The organism is Citrobacter sp. T1.2D-1, from assembly GCF_950098555.1.
GTDB lineage: Bacteria > Pseudomonadota > Gammaproteobacteria > Enterobacterales > Enterobacteriaceae > Citrobacter_A > Citrobacter_A telavivensis.
The window spans coordinates 1-21,110 of sequence record NZ_CATNHH010000019.1 but is presented as its reverse complement, the minus strand read 5'-3'; the positions used below and the strand labels follow the sequence as shown (position 1 = coordinate 21,110).

General features: G+C 54.0%; 18 protein-coding genes and 1 riboswitch. Of the genes, 9 read left to right on the top strand and 9 right to left on the bottom strand.

Going from position 1 to position 21,110, the window contains the following annotated elements; genetic code table 11:
- Positions 1–17 precede the first annotated feature (17 nt).
- Positions 18–141, top strand: a riboswitch (TPP riboswitch).
- Between the two features lie 84 nt (positions 142–225).
- From thiC to QQZ17_RS15355, 9 genes are all read left to right on the top strand, one after another.
- Positions 226–2,127 (top strand): phosphomethylpyrimidine synthase ThiC, encoded by a 1,902-nt coding sequence (thiC, locus tag QQZ17_RS15395; protein WP_152401330.1) that lies wholly within the window; start codon positions 226–228, stop codon positions 2,125–2,127.
- On the top strand, positions 2,127–2,762 hold the full coding sequence (gene thiE / locus QQZ17_RS15390) for a thiamine phosphate synthase (protein WP_152401328.1): 636 nt from the start codon (positions 2,127–2,129) through the stop codon (positions 2,760–2,762). Before thiC ends, thiE begins: the two co-directional genes overlap by 1 nt.
- Complete coding sequence (locus QQZ17_RS15385) at positions 2,755–3,513, top strand: HesA/MoeB/ThiF family protein (protein ID WP_152401326.1); 759 nt, start codon at positions 2,755–2,757, stop codon at positions 3,511–3,513. Before thiE ends, QQZ17_RS15385 begins: the two co-directional genes overlap by 8 nt.
- Positions 3,494–3,694: a sulfur carrier protein ThiS gene (gene thiS / locus QQZ17_RS15380; protein WP_152401324.1), complete on the top strand. Its 201-nt coding sequence runs from the start codon at positions 3,494–3,496 to the stop codon at positions 3,692–3,694. The genes QQZ17_RS15385 and thiS overlap by 20 nt, the downstream gene beginning before the upstream one ends.
- Position 3,695: 1 nt before the next feature.
- Positions 3,696–4,466 (top strand): thiazole synthase, encoded by a 771-nt coding sequence (gene thiG / locus QQZ17_RS15375; protein ID WP_152401322.1) that lies wholly within the window; start codon positions 3,696–3,698, stop codon positions 4,464–4,466.
- Complete coding sequence (gene thiH, locus QQZ17_RS15370) at positions 4,463–5,596, top strand: 2-iminoacetate synthase ThiH (RefSeq protein ID WP_152401320.1); 1,134 nt, start codon at positions 4,463–4,465, stop codon at positions 5,594–5,596. Before thiG ends, thiH begins: the two co-directional genes overlap by 4 nt.
- A 346-nt stretch (positions 5,597–5,942) precedes the next feature.
- Positions 5,943–7,481, top strand: coding sequence for a sensor domain-containing diguanylate cyclase (locus QQZ17_RS15365; protein ID WP_152401317.1), 1,539 nt, complete (start codon positions 5,943–5,945; stop codon positions 7,479–7,481).
- A gap of 179 nt (positions 7,482–7,660) precedes the next feature.
- The gene (locus QQZ17_RS15360; protein WP_042326229.1) at positions 7,661–7,969 is read left to right on the top strand and encodes a PTS sugar transporter subunit IIB; all 309 of its coding nucleotides are present in this window, start codon (positions 7,661–7,663) and stop codon (positions 7,967–7,969) included.
- Position 7,970: 1 nt separating this feature from the next.
- Positions 7,971–8,288 carry a PTS lactose/cellobiose transporter subunit IIA gene (locus QQZ17_RS15355; RefSeq protein ID WP_152401315.1) on the top strand — a complete coding sequence of 106 codons (318 nt, stop codon included), beginning with the start codon at positions 7,971–7,973 and terminating at the stop codon, positions 8,286–8,288.
- 117 nt (positions 8,289–8,405) lie between these two features.
- On the opposite strand, the gene rpoC is transcribed toward QQZ17_RS15355, so the two are convergent.
- The 9 genes from rpoC to QQZ17_RS15310 all read right to left on the bottom strand — a co-directional run.
- Entirely contained in the window at positions 8,406–12,629 is a 4,224-nt protein-coding gene (gene rpoC / locus QQZ17_RS15350; RefSeq protein ID WP_152401313.1) for a DNA-directed RNA polymerase subunit beta', read from the bottom strand.
- Between the two features lie 76 nt (positions 12,630–12,705).
- Positions 12,706–16,734: a DNA-directed RNA polymerase subunit beta gene (rpoB, locus tag QQZ17_RS15345; protein ID WP_152401311.1), complete on the bottom strand. Its 4,029-nt coding sequence runs from the start codon at positions 16,732–16,734 to the stop codon at positions 12,706–12,708.
- A 319-nt stretch (positions 16,735–17,053) separates the two neighbouring features.
- Positions 17,054–17,419 carry a 50S ribosomal protein L7/L12 gene (gene rplL, locus QQZ17_RS15340; RefSeq protein WP_012133812.1) on the bottom strand — a complete coding sequence of 122 codons (366 nt, stop codon included), beginning with the start codon at positions 17,417–17,419 and terminating at the stop codon, positions 17,054–17,056.
- A gap of 66 nt (positions 17,420–17,485) precedes the next feature.
- The gene (gene rplJ / locus QQZ17_RS15335) at positions 17,486–17,983 is read right to left on the bottom strand and encodes a 50S ribosomal protein L10 (RefSeq protein ID WP_001207203.1); all 498 of its coding nucleotides are present in this window, start codon (positions 17,981–17,983) and stop codon (positions 17,486–17,488) included.
- 351 nt (positions 17,984–18,334) lie between these two features.
- Entirely contained in the window at positions 18,335–19,039 is a 705-nt protein-coding gene (rplA, locus tag QQZ17_RS15330; RefSeq protein ID WP_046493695.1) for a 50S ribosomal protein L1, read from the bottom strand.
- Positions 19,040–19,042: 3 nt separating this feature from the next.
- Positions 19,043–19,471, bottom strand: coding sequence for a 50S ribosomal protein L11 (rplK, locus tag QQZ17_RS15325; protein WP_012133815.1), 429 nt, complete (start codon positions 19,469–19,471; stop codon positions 19,043–19,045).
- A gap of 157 nt (positions 19,472–19,628) precedes the next feature.
- The gene (gene nusG, locus QQZ17_RS15320; protein ID WP_003862341.1) at positions 19,629–20,174 is read right to left on the bottom strand and encodes a transcription termination/antitermination protein NusG; all 546 of its coding nucleotides are present in this window, start codon (positions 20,172–20,174) and stop codon (positions 19,629–19,631) included.
- Position 20,175: 1 nt separating this feature from the next.
- Positions 20,176–20,559 (bottom strand): preprotein translocase subunit SecE, encoded by a 384-nt coding sequence (gene secE / locus QQZ17_RS15315; protein ID WP_046493551.1) that lies wholly within the window; start codon positions 20,557–20,559, stop codon positions 20,176–20,178.
- A gap of 239 nt (positions 20,560–20,798) precedes the next feature.
- On the bottom strand, positions 20,799–21,110 hold a 312-nt coding region (locus QQZ17_RS15310), incomplete at its 5' end, for an EF-Tu C-terminal domain-related protein (protein ID WP_446715182.1).

The window sequence follows — 21,110 nt, the reverse complement described above, 5'->3', positions numbered from 1 at the left end:
CCCCTCTTCTGAGGGGTGTTATCTTGTCGGAGTGCTTATTTTCCACGAAAGCGTGAAGTGGAAAAGGCTGAGACCGTTAATTCGGGATCCGCGGAACCTGATCAGGTTAAAACCTGCGAAGGGAACAAGAGTAATTCTGCTTTATGCGTAAGCCTTAACGGGCGGCGCACATCTATTACTCCTCCGTCGTCTGACAAGCCATCTCCTAACTTTTTGGAATGAGCTATGTCTGCAACTACACCTAAATTGTCCCGCCGCGAACAGCGCGCGCAAGCACAACACTTCATCGACACCCTGGAAGGCACCGCTTTCCCGAACTCAAAACGAATCTATATCACGGGTTCGCAAGCGGATATCCGCATTCCGATGCGTGAGATCCAGCTTAGCCCGACGCTCATCGGCGGCAGTAAAGAGCAGCCGCAGTTTGAAGAGAACGAAGCGGTGCCGGTGTACGACACGTCCGGTCCCTATGGCGATCCGGACGTAGCGATTAACGTTCAGCAGGGTCTGGCGAAGCTGCGTCAACCGTGGATTGATGCGCGTCATGACAGCGAGGCGCTGACCGACCGGAGCTCGGCGTACACCAAAGCGCGCCTGGCCGATGATGGCCTTGATGAACTGCGCTTCACCGGCCTGCTGACGCCAAAACGCGCCAAAGCGGGTAAATGCGTCACCCAACTGCACTACGCCCGCCAGGGCATCGTAACACCGGAAATGGAGTTTATCGCCATCCGTGAAAACATGGGCCGTGAGCGCATTCGCAGCGACGTGTTGCGCCAGCAGCATCCGGGTGAGGGATTCGGCGCACGTCTACCGGAGAATATCACGCCGGAATTTGTGCGTGATGAAGTGGCCGCTGGACGGGCGATCATCCCCGCCAACATCAACCACCCTGAATCTGAGCCGATGATTATTGGCCGTAACTTTCTGGTGAAAGTGAATGCCAACATCGGTAACTCTGCCGTCACCTCTTCTATCGAAGAAGAGGTCGAAAAACTGGTGTGGTCAACGCGTTGGGGAGCGGACACCGTGATGGACCTCTCCACCGGGCGCTATATTCACGAAACCCGCGAGTGGATCCTGCGTAACAGCCCGGTGCCGATCGGCACCGTACCGATCTACCAGGCGCTGGAGAAGGTTAACGGGATCGCCGAAGATCTTACCTGGGAAGCCTTCCGCGATACGCTGCTGGAGCAGGCTGAACAGGGAGTAGACTACTTCACCATCCATGCCGGTGTACTGCTGCGCTATGTGCCGATGACCGCAAAACGCCTGACGGGGATCGTCTCGCGCGGGGGATCCATCATGGCGAAATGGTGTCTCTCTCATCACAAAGAGAACTTCCTTTATCAGCACTTTCGCGAAATTTGCGAAATCTGTGCCGCGTATGACGTTTCTCTGTCGCTCGGTGACGGCCTGCGCCCCGGTTCCATTCAGGACGCCAACGACGAGGCGCAGTTCTCGGAACTGCATACGCTGGGTGAACTGACGAAGATCGCCTGGGAATATGACGTGCAGGTGATGATTGAAGGTCCGGGCCACGTGCCGATGCAGATGATACGCCGCAACATGACCGAAGAGCTGGAGCATTGTCACGAAGCACCATTCTACACCTTAGGCCCGCTGACCACCGATATCGCACCGGGTTACGACCATTTCACCTCGGGGATTGGCGCGGCGATGATCGGCTGGTTTGGCTGTGCGATGCTCTGTTACGTCACGCCGAAAGAGCACCTCGGCCTGCCGAACAAAGAGGATGTGAAACAGGGGCTGATTACCTACAAAATTGCCGCCCATGCCGCCGACCTCGCGAAGGGGCATCCGGGTGCGCAAATCCGTGATAACGCGATGTCGAAAGCGCGCTTCGAATTCCGTTGGGAAGACCAGTTCAATCTGGCGCTCGATCCGTTCACCGCCCGCGCGTACCACGACGAAACCCTGCCGCAGGAATCCGGCAAAGTGGCGCACTTCTGCTCCATGTGTGGCCCGAAATTCTGCTCAATGAAAATCAGCCAGGAGGTTCGCGACTACGCCGCCGCCCAGACAATCGAAGTGGGGATGGCGGATATGTCAGAAAATTTCCGCGCCAAAGGCGGTGAAATCTACCTCAAACGGGAGGAAGCCTGATGTATCAGCCTGATTTCCCAACGGTTCCGTTTCGCTTAGGCCTCTATCCGGTTGTCGACAGCGTGGCGTGGATCGCGCGTCTGCTCGACGCTGGCGTGCGCACGCTTCAGTTGCGCATCAAAGATAAGCGCGATGAAGAGGTGGAAGCCGACGTGGTTGCGGCCATCGAACTGGGGCGGAACGCCAACGCCCGCCTGTTTATTAACGATTACTGGCGACTGGCAATTAAACACCGTGCCTATGGCGTGCATCTGGGTCAGGAAGACCTGGAAACCACCGATCTGAAAGCGATTCAGGCGACGGGATTACGTCTGGGCGTCTCGACGCACGACGACATGGAGATCGACGTGGCGCTGGCGGCACGTCCCTCCTACATCGCGCTGGGGCATGTCTTCCCGACGCAAACCAAGCAGATGCCGTCTGCGCCGCAGGGACTGGAACAGCTGGCGCGGCATATCGACCGTCTGCACGATTACCCTACTGTCGCCATTGGGGGGATCAGCCTGGACCGCGCGCCGGCGGTCCTTGCGACTGGCGTAGGGAGCATTGCGGTGGTCAGCGCCATTACCCAGGCTGCGGACTGGCGCGCGGCAACCGCGCAGTTGCTGGCGATAGCAGGAGCAGGCGATGAATGATCGTGACTTTATGCGCTATAGCCGTCAGATCCTGCTGGACGATATCGCCATTGACGGTCAACAAAAGCTGCTCGCCAGCCGCGTATTGATCGTCGGGTTGGGTGGATTAGGTTCCCCGGCCGCGCTGTATCTGGCAGGTGCCGGTGTCGGCACGCTGGTGCTGGCTGACGACGATGACGTTCATCTCAGCAATCTGCAACGGCAGATCCTGTTCACCACGGATGACATTGCCCGATCTAAATCGCAGGTTGCACAACAGCGGCTGGCGCGACTCAATCCGGATATCGACCTGCTCTCGCTACCGCAACGTTTGAGTGGAGACGCCCTCAGCCATGCGGTAGCGCAAGCGGATGTGGTACTCGATTGCACCGACAACATGGCAACGCGTCAGGAAATTAACGCCGCATGCGTGGCGTTCGATACCCCGCTGATCACCGCCAGCGCGGTCGGTTTTGGCGGCCAGTTGATGGTACTGACGCCGCCCTGGACGCAGGGCTGCTACCGCTGTTTGTGGCCGGACGAAGCAGAACCCGAACGCAACTGCCGTACGGCGGGCGTTGTCGGTCCCGTCGTCGGCGTGATGGGGATGCTACAGGCGCTGGAAGCGATCAAGCTCCTCAGTGGTATGGACATACCCGGCGGCGAGTTGCGTTTGTTTGATGGTAAAACCAGCCAGTGGCGCAGTCTGGCATTACGCCGCGCCAACGGGTGTCCGGTATGTGGAGGACGACATGCGAATCCAGTTCAATGATGAGCCGATGCAGTGCGCAGAGGGGCTCTGCGTACATACGCTGCTGACTCAGTTGAATCAGTTAAAACCCGGCACCGCACTGGCGCTGAATCAACAGATTCTGCCCCGCGAGCAGTGGGCGCAGCACATCGTGCAGGAAGGTGACCAGATCCTGCTTTTTCAGGTTATCGCAGGGGGCTGAAATGTTACGTATTGCAGACAAAACGTTTGATTCACATCTGTTCACAGGCACGGGTAAATTTGCGTCACCGGCCGTAATGGTTGACGCGATCCGCGCCTCTGGCAGTCAACTGGTGACGTTGGCCATGAAGCGGGTGGATTTGCGCCAACACAATGACGCCATTCTGGCCCCGCTTCTCGACGCGGGCGTCACACTGTTGCCCAACACGTCCGGGGCGAAAACGGCAGAAGAGGCTATCTTTGCCGCACAGCTTGCGCGTGAGGCACTCGGCACCCATTGGCTGAAGCTGGAAATTCATCCCGATGCGCGCTGGTTACTGCCGGATCCGATTGAAACGCTGAAAGCCGCCGACGCGCTGGTAAAACAAGGATTTGTGGTGCTTCCTTACTGCGGTGCGGATCCGGTGCTGTGCAAACGGCTGGAAGAGGTCGGGTGCGCAGCGGTGATGCCGCTCGGTGCGCCGATTGGCTCGAATCAGGGGCTGGAGACCCGGGCCATGCTGGAGATCATTATCCAGCAGTCCACCGTTCCGGTGGTAGTGGATGCCGGAATCGGCGTACCCAGCCATGCCACGCAGGCGCTGGAAATGGGTGCGGATGCGGTGCTGGTGAATACGGCGATTGCCGTAGCAGACGATCCGGTGATGATGGCCCGCGCTTTCCGTCTGGCCGTAGAAGCGGGTCTTCTGGCGCGTCAGGCCGGACCGGGTAGTCGCAGCCGCCAGGCGCAGGCCACCAGCCCGCTAACCGGTTTCCTGGAGGTTTCGGCATGAAAACGTTCACTGACCGTTGGCGGCAACTCGACTGGGACGATATCCGCCTGCGCATCAACAGCAAAACGCCTGCTGATGTCGAGCGGGCGCTAAATGCGTCCCGCCCCAGTCGCGACGATATGATGGCGTTGCTGTCACCTGCCGCGAGTGCCTACCTCGAACCGCTGGCACAGCGGGCACAGACGCTCACCCGCCAGCGCTTCGGCAATACGGTGAGCTTTTACGTCCCGCTGTATCTCTCCAATCTGTGCGCTAACGACTGTACCTACTGCGGTTTTTCGATGAGCAACCGCATCAAGCGCAAAACGCTGGATGAGGCGGAAATTGTCCGGGAGTGCGCGGCGATCCGCGAGTTGGGTTTCGAACATCTCCTGTTGGTCACCGGCGAGCATCAGGCAAAGGTCGGGATGGACTATTTTCGTCGCCACTTGCCCACTATTCGCCAGCAGTTTTCGTCGCTGCAAATGGAGGTTCAGCCGTTAGCCGAAGCAGAATATGCCGAACTGAAAAAGCTGGGGCTCGACGGGGTGATGGTCTATCAGGAGACTTATCACGACGCGATGTACGCGCAGCACCATCTGAGGGGGAGAAAACAGGATTTCTTCTGGCGTCTGGAAACCCCGGACCGGCTGGGGCGGGCCGGTATCGACAAGATAGGCCTCGGTGCGCTGATTGGCCTTTCCGACAACTGGCGGGTGGACTGCTATATGGTGGCTGAGCATCTGCTGTGGCTTCAGCAACACTACTGGCAGAGCCGCTACTCGATTTCGTTCCCGCGCCTGCGTCCGTGCGCTGGCGGAATTGAACCCGCCTCCGTCATGGATGAGCGCCAACTGGTGCAAACCATTTGCGCGTTCCGTCTGCTGGCACCGGAGATTGAGCTGTCGCTGTCTACACGGGAATCACCCTGGTTTCGTGACCACGTGATCCCACTGGCGATTAACAATGTCAGCGCGTTCTCGAAAACCCAGCCCGGCGGGTATGCAGACGATCGCCCTGAACTGGAACAGTTTGCACCACATGACAACCGCCATCCTGCAACTGTTGCTGACGTGCTCTCCGCGCAGGGGCTACAGCCGGTATGGAAGGACTGGGACGCGTATCTGGGGCGCGCTTCGCAAAGGCTATGAACCGTCGTGCAAACGGGTAACCCTTTTACGAGTCGCGACGAAAAAGAGAAAACGAGAGGTTGTCGTCAGCCTCTCACTTTTTTAACGTATCACCGTCAGCCGTAGCGCTGTCCAGGGCGAAAAGCTTCTTCCTCGTTTCGCCCTGCCTTCACCACAACCCGCGATATAAAGCACCGAATTGCTTAATAAACAGGCAACAGAGAGGTCCACTTCTTAAGATAAATCATCCCGACTTATCTTCGCGAGATTATAATTGCATACACTCTTTCCTGATATGCAGAGCCACGTTGCTGATTTCACTTTGCACTTCTTTTCAGGATTTACACTTTCTGGATAAGTTAAAGTAATGGCAGGTCATAACAGAAAACTTTCATTCACGACTCCAATATTGGTGAGCTTTACGGGGATCATACTCAGCTTTGTACTGATCGCCATATTCATTACCTTTATGCAGAAGAATGATTTTCTTCAGGATTATCATGGCATTAACCGGAACTTTACCCACAACCTGGCAGTGAACTACACCGAGTCTTTGCTGCGTGAAAATGATTATATTCTGGGTCGTGCAGCGACCTACTTTTCTCGCAATGACCACCTGAACGACACGGTGAACCTCGAACCGGAGGAGGGGCTGAAAACGCTCATGCAACTGCAGACGCTGATGCCGTCAGTCTCCTCAATCTCATTGGCGGATGTCGAAGGACATTACCTGCGCGCCCCTCAGGTACAGAACACCGAACGCAGCAAAACGTTCGATGCGAAATCGCGGCCCTGGTTTGTGGATCAGGCCGAAGCCAGCACATTTAGCAACTATACCGCGCCCTATATTGACTATTTCACGCACCACCCGACTGTGACTATCTACAAACCGGTCATCTCTCCTGAAGGGAAACTGAAAGGCACGATTGCGTTTCATCTTGATCTGACGTCGATGGGCTACGCTCTGCGCCAGATGGTGGCTCCCGTCCAGGGCGAGTTCTTTGTGGTCGACCGCGACGGGAAAGTGGTGTTGCATCCGGATACGGGCTCACTGTTTAAGCCGTATGTTAGTAAAAAAACCATGCGCCAGATGACCAACGGTGAGGGGCATTTATACGATCCGGAGACTCAGGACTGGTACTACTACTATTCGTTCACTAACCCGGACTGGTTTGTGATTTATCGGGTTTCAGACACGACGCTGGTCGACCTGACGCGCCATGAGACCAATATTGTGATCTGGGGATTTGCCCTCGCGGCGATCATCATTGCGCTGTTTGGTCTCTATCTACGACACGCTTCACACACCGTGCTGATGAATATCATCAACGCTATCAAAACTGGTGATGTTAAACGCGCACCGCGCCTTGAAGCGATGCTGAGCAAGGCTATCGAGTCCAATAAAGCGCGCGAACTGGCTTATGTTCGACAGGCGACCATTGATGCCCTGACCGGTTGTAAAAACCGCCGCGCATTCGACAGCGATATTGCCGCGCTGATGAACGATCACCAACCGTTCGCCCTGGCACTGGTGGATATTGATGACTTTAAGTCCATCAACGATACCTGGGGACATCTGAATGGTGACATTGTCCTTCGCAACGTCGCGCGTGAAGGGATTCAGATCATGCAGTCCGCCGCCGTTTCCGTTTATCGCTATGGCGGCGAGGAGTTTGCCGTGCTGTTCTCGGGTGAGTCACTGAACAACGCGCATAACCTGCTGGAACACTGGCGCACTGAGATCGCGAAGCGCACCTGGCGTGAAGAGGGACTGCACGTCACTTTTAGCGCCGGACTCGGGGAATGGAATCTGGAAGCGCAGGAACAACTGATCATGCGCGTTGATGAAGCGCTATACCAGGCCAAACAGGAAGGAAAAAACCGGATCGTCAACGCGAACCGCTAGTCTCTCCTTCTCTGTAACACCCGTTACGACAGGCTTTTTCCATTTTGAGAAAAACCGCAACCGGTTTCATTATTTGTGCGATTACTTTGTGATGCTTTACACACATTCACGGTAAGGCGGTTGTTCTCATCACAACCTCAGACTAAAGATGGGGTATCAACGAACCGTGAGAGCGAACTATGAAGAATATCGTTTTATGCTGTGCCGCCGGTATGTCCACCAGCATGCTGGTACAACGAATGAAAGATGCCGCTCAAAAGAAAGGGATCGAGGTGACGATCAAGGCCGTGCCTGTCGCTGAGTTCAAGGAGAATATAGCCACAGCGGATATCGTCCTGCTGGGACCGCAGGTCAAGTACGAACAGGCAAAATTGCAGGCGCTGGCCGATCCGCTCGGCAAGAAAGTCGCGGTGATCGACATGATGGATTACGGCATGATGAAAGGTGACGCCGTTCTGGAAAAAGCCCTGAAGCTGATGGAGTCATAATATGGAAGAGTTAGAAACCATCATTATGGAGTTGCTGGTTAATGCCGGTTCGGCGCGTAGCCAGGCGTTGACTGCCCTGCAACTGGCCCGCAAGGGCGACTTTGCCGGTGCAGAACAGGCGATGGAAGAGTCGCGCGATTACGTCAAGCTGGCGCATAAAATCCAGACACAGCTAATAGGTATTGATGAAGGAACCGGTAAGCTTCCGGTGAATCTGATCACCGTCCACTCGCAGGACCATCTGATGAACGCGATGGTAATTCAGGATCTGGCGGGCGACATGATTGAACTGTATCGCCGCTTGCCGCCGGTCAATTGATACGCATCATGTTTTGCCGGATGGCGTCACAAGCGACTTATCCGGCCTACAAACGACATGCCAGAAGGCATAAAAAAACCCGCCGAAGCGGGTTTTTTACTATCAGGCAGTCAACGATTAATCGTTGTCAGAACCGCCCAGACCTGCGTTCAGCAGTTCTGCCAGGCTGGCAGAGGCGTCTTCTGCAGTCACCTGCGGTGCAGCCGGGAGTTCACCCGCAGCACGGCGACGCATACGATCCTGGTGGTACGCATAACCGGTACCCGCCGGGATCAGACGACCTACGATAACGTTCTCTTTCAGGCCACGCAGTTCGTCGCGTTTACCCGCAACGGCTGCTTCGGTCAGGACACGCGTGGTCTCCTGGAACGATGCGGCAGAGATGAACGATTCGGTTGCCAGAGACGCTTTGGTGATACCCAGCAGATCGCGGGAGAACGTTGCGCCCACTTTGCCGTTCGCTTCCAGTTCGCGGTTAGCGATCTTGACGCGAGAGTATTCAACCTGTTCGCCTTCCAGGAAGTCGGAGCTACCTGCGCTTTCGATGGTGGCTTTACGCAGCATCTGACGAACGATAACTTCGATGTGTTTATCGTTAATCTTAACGCCCTGCAGACGGTATACATCCTGAACTTCGTTAACGATGTAACGAGTTACAGCATGAACACCACGCAGACGCAGAATGTCGTGCGGCGCTTCCGGACCGTCGGAAACCACGTCACCACGTTCTACACGTTCACCTTCGAATACGTTGAGCTGACGCCATTTCGGAATCATCTCTTCGTACGGATCGCTACCGTCTACCGGGGTGATAACCAGACGACGTTTCCCTTTGGTTTCTTTACCGAAGGAAATGATGCCGCTGATTTCAGCCAGGATTGCCGGCTCTTTCGGACGACGTGCTTCGAACAGGTCCGCAACGCGCGGCAGACCACCGGTGATATCCTTGGTACCGCCTGATTCCTGCGGAACACGCGCCAGGGTGTCACCAGAACTGATCTGTACGCCATCTTCCAACTGAACAATCGCTTTACCCGGCAGGAAGTACTGCGCAGGCATATCGGTACCCGGGATCAGAACGTCGTTACCCTGAGCATCAACGATTTTCAGCGCAGGACGCAGATCTTTACCACCGGTAGTACGTTCTGCGGAATCCAGAACCACCAGAGAAGACAGACCGGTCAGTTCGTCGGTCTGACGCGTAATGGTCTGACCGTCAATCATGTCAGTGAAGCGGACAAAACCACTCACTTCCGTGATAACCGGCATGGTGTGCGGATCCCAGTTCGCGACGGTTTCGCCGCCGGCAACCTGCTCACCATCACCTTTCGCCATCACAGAGCCGTAAGGCACTTTATAGCTTTCTTTGGTACGACCGAATTCGTCGATCAGTTTCAGCTCAGTGTTACGGGAGGTGATAACCAGTTTACCGCTGGAGTTCACAACCGACTTCGCATTGCTCAGACGGATGCTACCTTTATTTTTCACCTGGATGCTGGATTCAGCAGCCGCACGAGATGCCGCACCACCGATGTGGAACGTACGCATCGTCAGCTGTGTACCCGGCTCACCGATGGACTGTGCCGCGATAACGCCGATGGCTTCACCTTTGTTGATGATGTGGCCACGCGCCAGGTCACGACCGTAGCAGTGCGCACACACACCAAAGTCGGTGTCACAGGATACAACGGAGCGGACTTTCACAGAGTCAACGGAGTTCGCTTCCAGCAGGTCACACCACTGTTCGTGCAGCAGCGTGTTGCGTGGAACCAGAATGTCCGCCGTACCCGGCTTCAGAATGTCTTCCGCAGTCACACGACCCAGAACGCGATCGCGCAGCGGCTCTTTCACGTCGCCACCTTCGATAACCGGCGTCATGGTGATGCCTTCCAGGGTGCCGCAGTCATCTTCAGTAACGACCAGGTCCTGTGCAACGTCAACCAGACGACGCGTCAGGTAACCGGAGTTCGCTGTTTTCAGTGCGGTATCCGCCAGACCTTTACGCGCACCGTGCGTGGAGATGAAGTACTGGAGTACGTTCAGACCTTCACGGAAGTTCGCGGTGATTGGCGTTTCGATGATGGAGCCATCTGGCTTCGCCATCAGACCACGCATACCTGCCAGCTGACGAATCTGTGCAGCAGAACCACGCGCACCGGAGTCGGCCATCATGTAAATGCTGTTGAAGGAAACCTGCTGTTCTTCTACGCCGTCACGGTTAATCACGGTTTCAGTCTGCAGGTTGTCCATCATCGCTTTGGATACACGATCGTTCGCTGCGGCCCAGATATCGATAACTTTGTTGTAGCGTTCGCCGGCGGTTACCAGACCAGACTGGAACTGCTCCTGGATCTCAGCAACTTCCGCTTCCGCTTCAGAGATGATCTCGTGTTTTTTCTCCGGGATGACCATGTCATCGATACCAACGGATGCACCTGAACGCGCTGCATAAGCAAAGCCGGTGTACATCGTCTGGTCCGCAAAAATAACGGTCGGTTTCAGCCCCAGAATACGGTAGCAAGTGTTCAGCATCTTGGAGATAGCCTTCTTGCCCAGCGCCTGGTTGACGATGGAGAAAGGCAGACCTTTCGGTACGATCATCCACAGAATGGCACGGCCAACGGTCGTGTCTTTCAGGCTGGTGTGCGCAACGAACTCGCCGTTAGCATCTTTTTCGTATTCAGTGATACGCACTTTAACGCGCGCATGCAGAGAGGCCAGGCCAGCGCGATAAATACGCTCAGCTTCTTTCGGGCCAGTCAGCACCATGCCTTCGCCTTTGGCGTTAACACAGTCACGGGTCATGTAGTACAGACCCAATACAACGTCCTGAGAAGGAACAATGATTGGCTCACCGTTCGCAGGAGACAGGATGTTGTTGGTAGACATCATCAGCGCACGCGCTTCCAACTGGGCTTCCAGCGTCAGCGGTACGTGAACAGCCATCTGGTCACCATCGAAGTCGGCGTTATATGCCGCACAAACCAGCGGGTGCAGCTGAATGGCTTTACCTTCGATCAGTACCGGTTCAAATGCCTGGATACCCAGACGGTGCAGTGTTGGTGCACGGTTCAGCAGTACCGGGTGTTCGCGGATCACTTCGTCCAGGATATCCCAAACGACAGCTTCTTCGCGCTCAACCATTTTCTTCGCGGCTTTGATGGTGGTGGCGAGGCCACGCAGTTCCAGCTTGCCGTAGATGAACGGTTTGAACAGCTCCAGTGCCATTTTCTTCGGCAGACCGCACTGATGCAGACGCAGGTATGGACCTACGGTGATAACAGAACGACCAGAGTAGTCAACACGCTTACCGAGCAGGTTCTGACGGAAACGACCCTGTTTACCTTTGATCATATCGGCCAAAGATTTCAGAGGACGTTTGTTAGAACCGGTGATCGCACGACCACGACGACCGTTATCCAGCAGGGCGTCAACTGCTTCCTGCAGCATACGTTTTTCGTTACGTACGATGATGTCAGGCGCAGCCAGATCCAGCAGACGTTTCAGACGGTTGTTACGGTTGATCACGCGACGATACAGATCGTTCAGATCGGACGTTGCGAAACGACCACCATCCAGCGGAACCAGCGGACGCAGATCTGGCGGCAGAACCGGCAGAACGGTCAGGATCATCCACTCTGGCTTGTTGCCAGACTGTACGAACGCTTCCAGCAGTTTGATACGCTTGGTCAGCTTCTTACGCTTGGTTTCGGAGTTGGTTTCGTTCAGCTCTTCACGCAGAGTTTCACACTCTTGCTCCAGATCCATGCTCTTCAGCAGGGCCTGAATAGCTTCCGCACCCATCTTCGCGTCGAATTCGTCACCGAACTCTTCCAGCGCATCCAGATACTGTTCTTCAGTCAGGATCTGCTGGCGTTCCAGATTCGTCATGCCGCCTTCGATAACCACATAGGATTCGAAGTACAGTACGCGTTCGATATCGCGCAGCGGCATATCGAGCAGCAGGCCGATACGGGACGGCAGCGATTTCAGGAACCAGATGTGAGCGGTCGGAGACGCCAGCTCGATGTGGCCCATACGCTCACGGCGTACTTTAGTCTGGGTCACTTCAACGCCGCACTTCTCACAGATAACACCACGGTGTTTCAGGCGCTTGTACTTACCGCACAGGCACTCGTAGTCTTTTACCGGCCCAAAGATACGGGCGCAGAAAAGGCCGTCACGCTCAGGCTTGAACGTACGGTAGTTGATGGTTTCCGGCTTCTTAACTTCACCGAAAGACCATGAACGGATCATGTCTGGCGAGGCCAGAGCAATTTTGATCGCATCAAACTCTTCGGTTTTAGTTTGCGCTTTCAGAAACTTTAATAAGTCTTTCACGGATTTGCTCCCGTCGGAGTTAGCACAATCTGGTGCTGGCGGTTACGCCAGCACCAGTGACCTGTTTGAGCGAGAGTTACTCGTCTTCCAGCTCGATGTTGATACCCAGCGAACGAATCTCTTTCAACAGTACGTTGAAGGATTCCGGCATGCCCGGTTCCATCTGATGGTTGCCATCGACGATGTTTTTATACATCTTCGTACGGCCGTTCACGTCATCAGACTTAACGGTGAGCATTTCCTGCAGGGTGTATGCTGCGCCATAAGCTTCCAGCGCCCACACTTCCATCTCCCCGAAGCGCTGACCACCGAACTGCGCCTTACCACCCAGCGGCTGCTGAGTAACCAGGCTATAAGAACCGGTAGAACGCGCGTGCATCTTGTCGTCGACCAGGTGGTTCAGTTTCAGCATGTACATGTAACCTACGGTTACCGGACGCTCGAACTGCTCACCCGTACGGCCATCGAACAGAGTAATCTGGCCGGAAGTCGGCAGGTCACCCAGTTTCAGCAACTCTTTAATTTCCGCTTCTTTCGCACCGTCAAACACCGGCGTTGCGATTGGCATACCTTTGCGCAGGTTTTCAGCCAGACGCAGAACTTCTTCATCGCTGAAGGTATTCAGGTCAACTTTCTGACGAACGTCAGCGCCCAGATCGTACGCACGCTGGATGAAATCACGCAGTTTCGCGACTTCCTGCTGCTGTTTCAGCATGGCATTGATCTTATCGCCGATACCTTTCGCAGCCATACCCAGGTGGGTTTCCAGAATCTGACCGATGTTCATACGAGACGGTACGCCCAGCGGGTTCAGTACGATGTCTACCGGCGTGCCGTTTTCATCGTAAGGCATATCTTCGATCGGGTTGATCTTAGAGATAACACCCTTGTTACCGTGACGACCTGCCATCTTGTCACCAGGTTGGATACGGCGTTTAACCGCCAGATATACCTTAACAATCTTCAGCACGCCCGGTGCCAGATCGTCGCCCTGAGTGATTTTGCGGCGTTTCGCTTCGAGTTTTTTCTCGAACTCGTGTTTCAGTTCGTCATACTGCTCAGCCAGTTGTTCCAGCTGATTTTGTTTCTCTTCGTCGGTCAGGCCGAGTTCCAGCCAGCGGTCACGCGGCAGTTTGTCGAGCTTCTCAGCTTCAACGCCACCGGAAACCAGCACAGCGTGGATACGGCTAAACAGGCCCGCTTCGAGGATCTGCAGTTCTTCAGACAGGTCTTTCTTCGCCTGCTTCAGCTGCATCTCTTCGATTTCCAGCGCACGTTTGTCTTTTTCTACGCCATCGCGCGTAAAGACCTGAACGTCGATAACCGTACCGGAAACACCGTTTGGTACGCGCAGAGAAGAGTCTTTAACATCAGACGCTTTCTCACCGAAGATCGCACGCAGCAGTTTCTCTTCCGGCGTCAGTTGGGTTTCACCCTTCGGCGTTACCTTACCAACCAGAATGTCGCCACCGGTCACTTCCGCACCGATATAAACGATACCGGATTCATCCAGCTTGGAGAGCGCAGCTTCACCCACGTTCGGGATGTCAGCGGTGATCTCTTCCGGCCCCAGCTTGGTGTCACGGGACACGCACGCCAGTTCCTGAATGTGGATGGTAGTGAAACGGTCTTCCTGGACAACACGCTCGGAGACGAGGATGGAGTCTTCGAAGTTGTAACCATTCCACGGCATGAACGCGACGCGCATGTTCTGACCGAGCGCCAGTTCACCGAGGTCGGTAGACGGGCCATCAGCCAGCACGTCACCACGTTCAACCGGCTCACCCAGAGACACACACGGCATCTGGTTGATACAGGTGTTCTGGTTAGAACGGGTGTATTTGGTCAGGTTGTAGATGTCGATACCTGCTTCGCCCGGGTACATCTCGTCTTCGTTAACTTTGATAACGATACGGGATGCATCCACGTACTGAACGGTACCGCCACGTTTAGCCACCGCAGTTACACCGGAGTCAACGGCAACAGCACGTTCCATACCGGTACCTACCAGCGGCTTATCAGCGCGCAGAGTCGGAACCGCCTGACGTTGCATGTTCGCACCCATCAATGCACGGTTGGCGTCATCGTGTTCCAGGAACGGGATCAGGGACGCACCGACAGAAACCACCTGCTGGGTGGAAACGTCCATGTAGTCAACCTGATCACGGCTGAACAAGCTGGATTCGCCTTTACTACGGCAGGTAACCAGATCTTCTACGAAGTGGCCATCGTCATCCAGGTTGGAGTTCGCCTGAGCGATAACGAAGTTACCTTCTTCAATAGCAGACAGGTAATGAATCTCATCAGTTACCACGCCATCAACAACACGACGGTACGGCGTCTCAAGGAAGCCATATTCGTTAGTCTGTGCGTACACGGACAGGGAGTTGATAAGACCGATGTTCGGACCTTCAGGCGTTTCGATTGGACATACGCGACCGTAGTGAGTCGGGTGTACGTCTCGAACTTCAAAGCCGGCACGTTCACGGGTCAGACCGCCTGGGCCGAGTGCGGAGATACGACGTTTGTGCGTAATCTCAGACAGCGGGTTGTTCTGGTCCATAAACTGAGACAGCTGGCTGGAACCGAAGAACTCTTTCACTGCGGCAGAAATCGGTTTGGCGTTGATCATGTCCTGAGGCATCAGGGTATCCAGATCGCCCAGAGACAGACGCTCTTTCACCGCACGCTCAACACGTACCAGGCCAACGCGGAACTGGTTTTCCGCCATTTCGCCTACGGAACGGATACGACGGTTGCCGAGGTGGTCGATATCATCGACTTCGCCTTTACCGTTACGGATATCGATGAGCTTCTTCATCACTTCAATGATGTCGTCTTTGCTCAGGATACCGGAACCTTCGATTTCGTCGCGCAGCAGAGAACGGTTGAACTTCATACGACCGACCGCAGACAGGTCATAACGGTCTTCAGAGAAGAACAGGTTCTCAAACAGGCTTTCAGCCGCTTCACGCGTCGGCGGTTCACCCGGGCGCATCATGCGGTAGATTTCTACCAGCGCGCTCAGACGATCGTTGGTTGGGTCGACGCGTACGGTTTCAGAAATGTACGGGCCGTGGTCCAGATCGTTGGTGAACAGGGTTTCGATACGTTTGTGACCAGACTGGCTCAGTTTCGCCAGCAGATCCAGGCTCAGCTCCATGTTCGCCGGGCAGATCAGCTCGCCAGTTGAAGCATCAACGTAATCTTTTGCGGATACTTTTCCTGCAATGTACTCAACCGGAACTTCGATGTGTTTGATATCATCTTTTTCCAGTTGGCGAATGTGACGCGCAGTGATACGACGGCCTTTCTCAACGTAGATTTTGCCGTTCGCTTCGATGTCGAAGGAGGCGGTTTCACCACGCAGGCGTTCCGGCACCAACTCCATCTGCAGCTTGTTGTCGCGAATCTCGAAAATAACTTTTTCAAAGAACAGATCCAGAATCTGCTCAGTGGTGTAGTTCAGCGCACGCAGAATGATGGTCGCAGGCAATTTACGGCGACGGTCGATACGTACGAACAGGTTGTCCTTCGGATCGAATTCGAAGTCCAGCCAGGAACCACGGTAAGGAATGATGCGCGCGTTATACAGCACTTTACCCGAAGAGTGGGTTTTACCTTTGTCGGAGTCAAAGAAGACGCCAGGACTACGGTGCAGCTGGGAAACGATAACACGCTCAGTACCATTGATAACAAAGGTACCGTTGTCGGTCATGAGCGGAATTTCGCCCATGTAGACTTCTTGTTCTTTAATGTCTTTAACGGTGCCTTCCGGCGCTTCGCGCTCGTAGATCACCAGACGCAGTTTTACGCGCAGCGGTGCGGAATAGGTCACGCCACGGATCTGACATTCCTGAACGTCAAACACCGGTTCGCCAAGGCGGTAGCTGACGTATTGCAGCTCGGAATTACCGCTGTAGCTCTGAATTGGGAATACGGAACGGAAGGCAGCTTCCAGACCATACTGCCCTTCAGGATCTTGCTCGATAAACTTCTGAAACGAGTCAAGCTGGATAGAAAGGAGATAAGGTATGTCCAGTACTTGCGGACGTTTACCAAAATCCTTACGAATACGTTTTTTCTCGGTATAGGAGTAAACCATAGGGTTCCTCAGCTCGCTGACAAGTCGACCCATCTGTCCATTGAGCGGACAGTTTGTGCAACACTATTTTGTTGACCGGAAAATCGAATACTTTCCGCAATGCCTGTTGCTATCACGCTTAAACCATTTCATTGCGATTTACCCAGAACGGACGCTCTGTCGCAGTATATTAAGTCGTCGATAGAAACAAGCATTGAAAGGCACAGCAGTAGTCAAACAGTGTGAAACGCTACTGGCGCCTTACAGCGCAAAAAGGCTGGTGACCAAAAAGTCACCAGCCATCAGCCTAATTTCTTAGGCTGCAACCGGAAGGGTTGGCTTATTTAACTTCAACTTCAGCGCCAGCTTCTTCCAGAGATTTTTTCAGTGCTTCTGCGTCATCTTTGCTCACGCCTTCTTTCAGAGCGGCCGGAGCAGATTCTACCAGGTCTTTAGCTTCTTTCAGACCCAGGCCAGTTGCGCCACGTACTGCTTTGATTACAGCAACTTTGTTAGCGCCAGCAGCTTTCAGAATTACGTCGAATTCAGTTTTTTCTTCAGCTGCTTCAACCGGGCCAGCAGCTACAGCTACAGCAGCAGCAGCGGAAACACCGAATTTTTCTTCCATTGCAGAGATCAGTTCTACAACGTCCATTACGGACATAGCGGATACTGCTTCAATGATTTGATCTTTAGTGATAGACATTTAAATTGTTCCTGAATATCAGAATAAGTTTATACGTAAGCAGATGCTTTAAAAAGATAACTGCAATTAAGCAGCTTCTTTCGCATCGCGTACAGCAGCCAGAGTACGAACCAGTTTGCCAGCCGAAGCTTCTTTCATGGTTGCCATCAGGCGTGCAATTGCTTCTTCGTAGGTCGGCAGAGTTGCCAGGCGGTCGATCTGAGACGCCGGGATCAGCTCGCCTTCAAAGGCAGCGGCTTTGACCTCAAATTTTGCATTCGCTTTCGCGAACTCTTTGAACAGACGAGCAGCAGCGCCCGGGTGTTCCATAGAGTATGCAATCAGGGTCGGACCAACAAACGTGTCTTTCAGGCACTCGAACTGAGTACCTTCAACGACGCGGCGCAGCAGGGTGTTACGAACAACACGCATGTAAACGCCAGCTTCACGACCTGCTTTACGCAGTTCAGTCATTTTATCTACAGTTACGCCACGGGAATCCGCAACTACTGCAGACAGCGCGCCTTTGGCTACTTCGCTGACTTCAGCAACAATCGCTTGTTTGTCTTGAAGATTTAAAGCCATTAGCTTTGCTCCTGGATGTTTGCCGGAACTCATGTTCCGGAACTCACTTCACTCTTTCCAACGAAAAGAGCGTCTTAATACGGTGAGCAGAAACAAGCCAGAGTATCCAAAAATAATCTTAGCGTTCTGTCACCGTCTACGCAGGGGATTAAGTCTCTTACGAAACACCTGCGGTCTTCGACGGAGGCCTGGATAGGCCAGGCTCCAACGAACAAATCTTTTCTATGACTTCGACATTTGAATCTCAACCGCATTGGCCGCAATTCAAATGACTCACATAGCGTCTGTCTCTTTCAACAGAATCGTGGGGGTAGAATTGTAGACAAATCCACCGCCCACGTAAAGCTAATCTTAGTTCGCAGAAGCGCTCAGACCAGCCTGATCAACGGCAACACCAGCACCCATGGTGGTGGAGATGCTGATTTTCTTGATGTACACGCCTTTCGCCTGAGTCGGTTTTGCTTTCTTCAGCGCAACCAGCAGAGCTTCCAGGTTTTCTTTCAGTTTGTCAGCGTCAAAATCCACTTTACCGATGGTGGTGTGGATGATGCCGTTTTTGTCGTTACGGTAACGAACCTGACCTGCTTTAGCGTTCTTAACCGCTTCAGCAACGTTAGGGGTTACAGTACCCACTTTCGGGTTTGGCATCAGGCCACGCGGACCCAGAACCTGGCCCAGTTGGCCAACAACGCGCATTGCATCCGGAGAAGCAATAACCACGTCAAAGTTCATTTCGCCTTTCTTGATCTGGTCAGCCAGATCTTCCATACCTACCAGTTCAGCGCCAGCCGCTTTAGCAGCTTCAGCGTTTGCACCCTGGGTAAATACGGCTACGCGAACGGAACGGCCAGTACCGTGCGGCAGTACAGTTGCACCACGTACGTTCTGGTCAGATTTACGCGCGTCGATACCGAGGTTAACGGCAACGTCCACGCTTTCTACGAACTTAGCAGTAGCCAGTTCTTTCAGCAGAGAGATAGCTTCATTGATGTCGTACTGTTTGGTCGCATCAATTTTCTCACGGATCACACGCATGCGCTTGGTCAGTTTAGCCATTTCTTAGTCCTCCACTACCAGGCCCATGGAACGTGCAGTACCTTCGATGGAGCGAGTCATCGCTTCAATATCGGCACCAGTCATGTCGGCAGCTTTGGTCTGCGCGATTTCCTGCAGTTGAGCGCGGGAAATTTTACCTACTTTGTCTTTGTTCGGCTTACCGGAACCAGACTTAATACCAGCCGCTTTCTTCAGCAGAACAGCTGCCGGAGGCGTTTTGGTAATGAAGGTGAAAGAACGGTCAGCGTAAACGGTGATAACAACCGGAATCGGCAGACCTTTTTCGATGGAATCAGTCTTAGCGTTGAACGCTTTGCAGAATTCCATGATGTTAACACCCTGTTGACCCAGAGCAGGACCAACCGGCGGACTCGGGTTTGCCATACCAGCTGCAACCTGCAGCTTGACGTAGGCTTGGACTTTCTTAGCCATTCTAATAATCCTCAAATTGGGTGATAACGCTTCAGAGAAGCTCCCCGTGATATAAAAATCGTTCTACGGGCCAGGCCCATAAAAACAAAAGGCGCGAAATTGTATTCCAATCTCACGCCTTGTGCAACGATTAAATCGCCGCTTTTTTGATCGCTGCTTAGGCTTTTTCGACCTGAGCAAAGTCCAGTTCTACCGGGGTCGCACGACCGAAGATAGAGACGGACACTTTCAGGCGGGACTTCTCGTAGTCAACTTCTTCAACGACACCGTTGAAATCAGCAAACGGGCCATCGTTGACACGCACCATTTCACCCGGTTCAAACAGCGTTTTCGGACGCGGCTTGTCACCAACCTGCTGCAGGCGGTTCATAATCGCATCAACTTCTTTGTCGCTGATCGGCGCCGGACGGTCAGATGTACCGCCGATAAAGCCCATCACACGCGGCACGCTACGCACCAGGTGCCAGCTCGCGTCATTCATGACCATCTGGACCAGCACGTAACCCGGGAAGAATTTACGCTCGCTCTTACGGCGCTGACCACCACGGATTTCGACCACTTCTTCGGTCGGCACCATGACTTCGCCAAACAACTCTTCCATATTGTGTAATTTGATATGCTCACGCAGCGATGTTGCTACGCGGCCTTCAAAACCGGAAAACGCCTGAACGACGTACCAGCGCTTTTTAGGAGCTTCAGACATCTCAGAACCTCAGGCCAGTGATAAAGGAAACCAGGCGAACCAGAATACCATCCAGTCCCCACAGGATCAGTGACATTACTGCGGTAACCGCAGCCACAATCAGCGTGGTGTGCAATGTTTCCTGGCGAGTCGGCCAAATGACCTTACGTACTTCAGTACGCGCTTCGCGGGCAAAAGCAACGGTCGCTTTACCTTTTGTCGTCAACAGCGCGACACCACCCGCTGCAGCAATCAGAATTACTACGGCCAGCGCACGCAGCGGCAGCATCATGTCACGATAAAGATAGTTGCCAACAATTGCCACGATCAGCAATGCCACAACCACGATCCACTTTATCGCTTCCAGGCCACGCCCGCTCCCTTGAGCTTCGGTATTCGCACTCATAAACCAACCTGTCAGAAGTATTCTACAAATAATTTCACCCCGCGAATGCGAGGCTAACCTGTCAACCTTGTGCCGAAATGCATGTGGGCATTCCGGGCTCTACGCCCTCTTCAGAGCCTGTCTCAGCAATGATTATGACAAATAAAATCACTGATGAGCCAGGTTCTGGTTCGAAAGCGTGCAAAAAGGGCATCAAATGATGCCCTTTTAATGCGCATTGCGTCAAATGTTATCAGCGATTAGCTGAGAACTTTAGCAACAACGCCTGCGCCTACAGTACGGCCGCCTTCACGGATTGCGAAACGCAGACCGTCGTCCATCGCGATCGGGTGGATCAGGGTAACAACCATTTTGATGTTGTCGCCCGGCATTACCATCTCTACGCCTTCCGGCAGTTCGATGGTGCCAGTCACGTCAGTTGTACGGAAGTAGAACTGCGGACGGTAGCCTTTGAAGAACGGAGTATGACGGCCGCCTTCGTCTTTGGACAGAATGTACACTTCAGATTCGAACTTGGTGTGCGGCTTGATGGAACCCGGCTTAGCCAGTAC

What these genes read in the sequence shown, in the direction of transcription:
- QQZ17_RS15365 (WP_152401317.1), top strand. Translation starts at nt 5,943, where the DNA reads ATGGCAGGTCATAACAGAAAACTTTCATTCACGACTCCAATATTGGTG.
- QQZ17_RS15360 (WP_042326229.1), top strand. Translation starts at nt 7,661, where the DNA reads ATGAAGAATATCGTTTTATGCTGTGCCGCCGGTATGTCCACCAGCATG.
- rplJ (WP_001207203.1), bottom strand. Translation starts at nt 17,983, where the DNA reads ATGGCTTTAAATCTTCAAGACAAACAAGCGATTGTTGCTGAAGTCAGC.
- thiH (WP_152401320.1), top strand. Translation starts at nt 4,463, where the DNA reads ATGAAAACGTTCACTGACCGTTGGCGGCAACTCGACTGGGACGATATC.
- thiG (WP_152401322.1), top strand. Translation starts at nt 3,696, where the DNA reads ATGTTACGTATTGCAGACAAAACGTTTGATTCACATCTGTTCACAGGC.
- rplL (WP_012133812.1), bottom strand. Translation starts at nt 17,419, where the DNA reads ATGTCTATCACTAAAGATCAAATCATTGAAGCAGTATCCGCTATGTCC.
- thiE (WP_152401328.1), top strand. Translation starts at nt 2,127, where the DNA reads ATGTATCAGCCTGATTTCCCAACGGTTCCGTTTCGCTTAGGCCTCTAT.
- QQZ17_RS15385 (WP_152401326.1), top strand. Translation starts at nt 2,755, where the DNA reads ATGAATGATCGTGACTTTATGCGCTATAGCCGTCAGATCCTGCTGGAC.
- secE (WP_046493551.1), bottom strand. Translation starts at nt 20,559, where the DNA reads ATGAGTGCGAATACCGAAGCTCAAGGGAGCGGGCGTGGCCTGGAAGCG.
- QQZ17_RS15355 (WP_152401315.1), top strand. Translation starts at nt 7,971, where the DNA reads ATGGAAGAGTTAGAAACCATCATTATGGAGTTGCTGGTTAATGCCGGT.
- nusG (WP_003862341.1), bottom strand. Translation starts at nt 20,174, where the DNA reads ATGTCTGAAGCTCCTAAAAAGCGCTGGTACGTCGTTCAGGCGTTTTCC.
- thiC (WP_152401330.1), top strand. Translation starts at nt 226, where the DNA reads ATGTCTGCAACTACACCTAAATTGTCCCGCCGCGAACAGCGCGCGCAA.
- rplA (WP_046493695.1), bottom strand. Translation starts at nt 19,039, where the DNA reads ATGGCTAAACTGACCAAGCGCATGCGTGTGATCCGTGAGAAAATTGAT.
- thiS (WP_152401324.1), top strand. Translation starts at nt 3,494, where the DNA reads ATGCGAATCCAGTTCAATGATGAGCCGATGCAGTGCGCAGAGGGGCTC.
- rplK (WP_012133815.1), bottom strand. Translation starts at nt 19,471, where the DNA reads ATGGCTAAGAAAGTCCAAGCCTACGTCAAGCTGCAGGTTGCAGCTGGT.
- rpoB (WP_152401311.1), bottom strand. Translation starts at nt 16,734, where the DNA reads ATGGTTTACTCCTATACCGAGAAAAAACGTATTCGTAAGGATTTTGGT.